Below are 4,332 nucleotides of genomic sequence, written 5' to 3' on the forward strand. Positions count from 1 at the left end.
AACCCGCTTTTGCCTCCTGATCCCTGAAAGGAACTGACATGAGCTACGATCTGAACGACGCCCAGCCGCAGATGGCCCCCATTGGCGAACTGATCCCGGATGGCACCTTCGCCAAGGTGCGGCTGACCATTCGCCCCGGTGGCGTGAACGGCGCGACCCCGGCGGATGCGGGGCTTCTGAAGGCGTCGCAGTCCAGCGATGCCCGCATGCTCGACTGCGAATTCACCGTGGTCGACGGCCCCCATGCTCGCCGCAAGTTCTGGCAGAGCTTCACCGTGGCAGGCGGAAAACTGGACGAGAAAGGCCAGTCCATCGGCTGGAAGATCTCGAAATCCACGTTTCGCGCCATGGTCGACAGTGCCCTCGGGCTCGATCCCCGCGACGAAACCCCGGCGACCAAGGCAAAGCGGGTGCTGCCCGGCCTCAAGCATCTCGACGGCATCGTCTTTGCCGCCCGCATCATGGTGGAGCCCGCCTCGAACCCGCAATACCGCGACCAGAACCGCATCGCCAACGTCGTTCTGCCCGACGAGCCGCAGCATACGGCCGTCATGCGTGGTGAAACCGTCCCGCCGGAACCCGTCAACGCCCCGCCGCGCAAGGCCGCGAGCGTCGCGGCGCCGGGCTGGCAGGCGCCGACACCGGCATGGGGCGCGGCAACGCAGCCCACTGCGACGGCCGCTCCGACCTGGGGCGCACAGACCGGACCCGCTGCACCGGCCACGCCCCAAACACCGGCACCCGCAGCACCGGGCACCCCGGCGATGCCCGCGTGGCTCAATGGCTGAGGTGCGGCGGAAGCGGCGCTCAGGTGGGTCCGCAGGGTCGCCTGCCGCCGAGCCCGATGGGGATGGGCCGGCAGACCGGCCCATGACCCCCGACGAATGGCAGGCGCATGTGACGCGCGCCGCCGCGCTGGAGATCGGAACATGGCTCGAGGCCCGAGGAAGACTGCACCAACCCATCGCAAGCCTTACCCTCGGCGACCTCGAGGCCATGGCCAGCAACGCGATCTCGCGCTGGATCGTGATGCAGACCGAGAAGCTCCAGCGGGCGGGTTGGCCGCCCGAGGACCCGATCGCGAATTTCCTGCTGGGGTAGCGCTCTGCGCCGTCTGCGCGCGGGAAGCCCGCGGCTTCGGCTACGTCCACCGGCTCCAGCACGACCGCTATCCCTATCACCGCTTCTGCTCGCTCCGCTGTCAGGACGTGGGCAGCGCAATCGCTCAAAGGATGAATGGCATGATCGACAAGACCGCCCGCGAGGCACAGGCGATCCGCGACGCGCGGGCGCTCTTTGCCGAAGCGCTGACCGACCTCGGGCTCATGGAGCCCTTCTTCCACCGCACCGCCGCCGACATCGACCGGCTGATCGAGGCGGCTGTTACCGGCTATGTCGACAGCATGCTGGCGCAGGGCGCGCGCAAGGAGCGCACCGGCACCGCCCATGACGATCCGATTCCGTTCTGACGAGGCCGTCATGATCGATCTGAACAATGAAACCGCCCCCTGGGCCGACCTTCTTGCTGCCGCGACGGCGAACGCCATCACCGATTTCGAGGTCGAGTTCTGCGAGAGCCTGCGCCAGAAGCTTGAAACATTCGCCGCGCGCGCCCGGCTGACCGAGGCCCAGCATCACAAGCTGACCTGCATTGCGCAGGCTGGCGGGTTCTGGGAGCGCGACCAATGATCGACCTGAACCACGGCTCGGGCTGCATCTACGGTCAGGATGCGCCGCGTCCGCCGATCGCCACAGCCGTCTCATCCGCCATCGACACCGCCCTGACGGCGCGCAATCGCGCCGAGCGCCCCCGCACCTATGTCAGTTCCTCGGGGCTGGGCCGCGACTGCTTGCGCCAGATCCAGTTCGATTTTCTCGCGGTCCCGAAGGACGAGGGCCAGGAGTTCGAGCCGCGCATCCTGCGGATCTTCGAGGCTGGCCATCGGGCCGAAGACATTGTCGCGGGCTGGTTCCGGATTGCCGGGTTCGATCTGCGCACCGAACGCCCCGATGGCCGCCAGTTCGGCTTCGCGGCCATGGCGGGCCGGTTCAAGGGGCATATCGACGGCTGCTTCGTCTCCGGCCCCGTGGCGATGGATTACCCCGCGCTCTGGGAGAACAAGGCGCTCGGAGCCTCCAGCTGGAAGGATGTGGTCAAGCGCGGCGTCAGCATCGCGCGCCCCGTCTACGCCGCCCAGATCGCGCTCTATCAGGCCTACATGGACCTGCCCAACCCGGCGCTCTTTACCGCGCTGAACCGCGACACGATGGAATTGCACACGGAACTGGTGCCGTTCGATGCCCGCTTGGCGCAGGAGATGTCGGACCGCGCGGTCACGGTCGTGCAGGCGTCCGAGGCGGGCGAATGGTTGCCCCGGGCGGCGACCGAACCTACGGCCGTCGTCTGCCGGGGTGGCATGGCCGGAGGCAAATGGCACGCGCCCTGCGCATGGGCAGCCAGGTGCTGGGGTGAGCGGCGTCCGGGAAACGCTCCAGTGGAGCGTTTCAGCCGCGAACGGGCGGAGCCCAGGCGATGATCCCCGACGCCTATGATCTCAAGCGCATCGTCCGCGCCCATCGCGCGCGCTTCTGGCTGCCGGACCTGCTCGACGGGTTCGAGTTTGCACCGGTCTGGCGCTTCGCCGATCAGGCGCAGTTCGATTCCGACGACGTCGATGCGCTGGCCCGCCGCCTCGCGGCAGGTCCGCAACGGTTGCCGCACCCCGAGACGATTTTTGAGTTGGCCGACCGCAGTCGGACCATCCGCAGCCAGATCGTCTATGCACGGCAGCGCGACGACGGCATCGAGGCGGTCTGGCTCGCCCTGTGGCGCAGGCCCAGACGCTGGACCGATATCCATGCCCATGTCCGGATCGCCGATGGCGGCATCGCCGAGTTTGCCACCAATCCGGCACTTCGCGATGCAGGGCTTGCCGAACAAAGCGGTCAGGCGGCGGCCGCCATCGTCTGGCGCGGGCTCGCGATCCTCGCATCGTCAGCGAGCATCAGCGAACGCCAGATCGCCCCGATCAGGCGCACACCCTTCGCGCGGGATGGCGTGCGCGGCTGGACTTGGCATCAGGTCGCCATCAATCCGGCCCGGCTACGCGCCACATCCGAGCGGCTCGGTGGCAGTCATGCCAGCCCGCGCTGGCACCTGCGCCGGGGGCATTGGCGCCAGTTGCCGGACGGTCGGCGCATCTTCGTGCGCCAATGTGAAGTGGGCGATCCCGCGCGCGGCGGGGTGGTCAAGGATTATGCGGTGGAGGCGCGGCGAACATGACGGAATTCACCCCATCGGCTGCGCAGGCCGCCGCGATCGCCGAGGTCCGCGACTGGTTCGAGAACCGCACCGAGCAGCAACAGGTGTTCCGGCTCTTTGGCTATGCCGGATCGGGCAAGAGCACGGTGCTGAAGTTCGCGCTCGATGAGCTTGACCTGTCGCCCCACCGCGGCGCGAAGGACGGCACCTGTGTGCCGGGTGTGGTCACCGCCACCTTCACCGGCAAGGCGGCGCTCGTGCTGACCCGCAAAGGCACGCCTGCGCGCACCATCCACAGCCTGATCTATTCTGTGATCGAGGCCACGGAAGCGGAAATCGAGGCCGCAGCGCAGAAGGTCCGAGAAGCCGAGACTGCCGCGCGGCGGCTGACCGGCTTTGACCGCACCACGGCCGAGGCCGCGATTGAGGCCATGCGGCAGGCGCTCTCGGCGATGAAGCATCCCCGCTTTGCCCTGAACCCGCAGAGCGATGCGGCAGATGCAAGGCTGATCGTCCTCGACGAGGTGTCGATGGTGGGCGAGGAAATGGCGCGCGATCTGATGAGTTTTGGCAAACCGATCCTCGTTCTGGGCGATCCGGGTCAGTTGCCGCCGATCAAGGGCGAAGGAGCCTTCACCCGCGATACGCCCGACGTGATGCTGACAGAGATTCACCGTCAGGCGGCCGAGAGCGCCATCATCCGTCTCGCCACCATGGCGCGGATGGGGGAGCCCATCGGGTTCGGGGTTTACGACGCCCATGTCGCCAAGCTGCGTAAGGGCGACATCACGCCGGATCATGCGCTGCGCGGTGGGCAGTTGATCTGCGGCCTGAACGCGACGCGCTTGCAGCTGAACAATGCGATGCGGGCGGCGGCCGGGCTGGGCGGGACATATCTTCCCACCGGCGGGGCGGAAAAGATCATCTGCCTGAAGAACGACAATTCGCTCGGTTTGATCAACGGCATGTTCCTGACCCTCGAGGATATCGTCGACGAGGGTAGCCTCTACTTCTCGGCCGTGGTGCATGACGAGGACGGGCGACGTGTCACGCCATTCGACAGCGACGGC

Annotated in this window: 7 protein-coding genes; all 7 read left to right on the forward strand. The window is 67.4% G+C overall.

The features are described from left to right. Positions 1 to 38: 38 nt before the first annotated feature. A complete protein-coding gene (locus ACE3P6_RS05995; RefSeq protein ID WP_374392695.1) occupies positions 39 to 788 on the forward strand; it encodes a hypothetical protein in 750 nt (249 codons plus the stop codon). Positions 789 to 870: 82 nt separating this feature from the next. Further along, a complete protein-coding gene (locus tag ACE3P6_RS06000; protein ID WP_068767866.1) occupies positions 871 to 1,101 on the forward strand; it encodes a hypothetical protein in 231 nt (76 codons plus the stop codon). A gap of 140 nt (positions 1,102 to 1,241) precedes the next feature. Further along, the gene (locus ACE3P6_RS06005; protein WP_097031834.1) at positions 1,242 to 1,469 is read left to right on the forward strand and encodes a DUF6511 domain-containing protein; all 228 of its coding nucleotides are present in this window, start codon (positions 1,242 to 1,244) and stop codon (positions 1,467 to 1,469) included. Between the two features lie 10 nt (positions 1,470 to 1,479). Beyond that, positions 1,480 to 1,689 carry a hypothetical protein gene (locus ACE3P6_RS06010; RefSeq protein ID WP_068767868.1) on the forward strand — a complete coding sequence of 70 codons (210 nt, stop codon included), beginning with the start codon at positions 1,480 to 1,482 and terminating at the stop codon, positions 1,687 to 1,689. Beyond that, entirely contained in the window at positions 1,686 to 2,537 is an 852-nt protein-coding gene (locus ACE3P6_RS06015) for a hypothetical protein (protein ID WP_374392699.1), read from the forward strand. The genes ACE3P6_RS06010 and ACE3P6_RS06015 overlap by 4 nt, the downstream gene beginning before the upstream one ends. Next, positions 2,534 to 3,283, forward strand: a complete 750-nt coding sequence (locus ACE3P6_RS06020; protein WP_068767869.1) for a hypothetical protein — start codon at positions 2,534 to 2,536, stop codon at positions 3,281 to 3,283. The genes ACE3P6_RS06015 and ACE3P6_RS06020 overlap by 4 nt, the downstream gene beginning before the upstream one ends. After that, positions 3,280 to 4,332, forward strand: a 1,053-nt coding sequence (locus ACE3P6_RS06025; protein ID WP_374392702.1) for an ATP-dependent RecD-like DNA helicase, incomplete at its 3' end; no start/stop codon positions are given. The genes ACE3P6_RS06020 and ACE3P6_RS06025, both read left to right, overlap by 4 nt.

Source organism: Tabrizicola sp. (genome assembly GCF_041911175.1).
GTDB lineage: Bacteria > Pseudomonadota > Alphaproteobacteria > Rhodobacterales > Rhodobacteraceae > Tabrizicola.

Coding starts and splice junctions, on each gene's coding strand:
- ACE3P6_RS05995 (WP_374392695.1), top strand. CDS start 39: ATGAGCTACGATCTGAACGACGCCCAGCCGCAGATGGCCCCCATTGGC.
- ACE3P6_RS06000 (WP_068767866.1), top strand. CDS start 871: ATGACCCCCGACGAATGGCAGGCGCATGTGACGCGCGCCGCCGCGCTG.
- ACE3P6_RS06005 (WP_097031834.1), top strand. CDS start 1,242: ATGATCGACAAGACCGCCCGCGAGGCACAGGCGATCCGCGACGCGCGG.
- ACE3P6_RS06010 (WP_068767868.1), top strand. CDS start 1,480: ATGATCGATCTGAACAATGAAACCGCCCCCTGGGCCGACCTTCTTGCT.
- ACE3P6_RS06015 (WP_374392699.1), top strand. CDS start 1,686: ATGATCGACCTGAACCACGGCTCGGGCTGCATCTACGGTCAGGATGCG.
- ACE3P6_RS06020 (WP_068767869.1), top strand. CDS start 2,534: ATGATCCCCGACGCCTATGATCTCAAGCGCATCGTCCGCGCCCATCGC.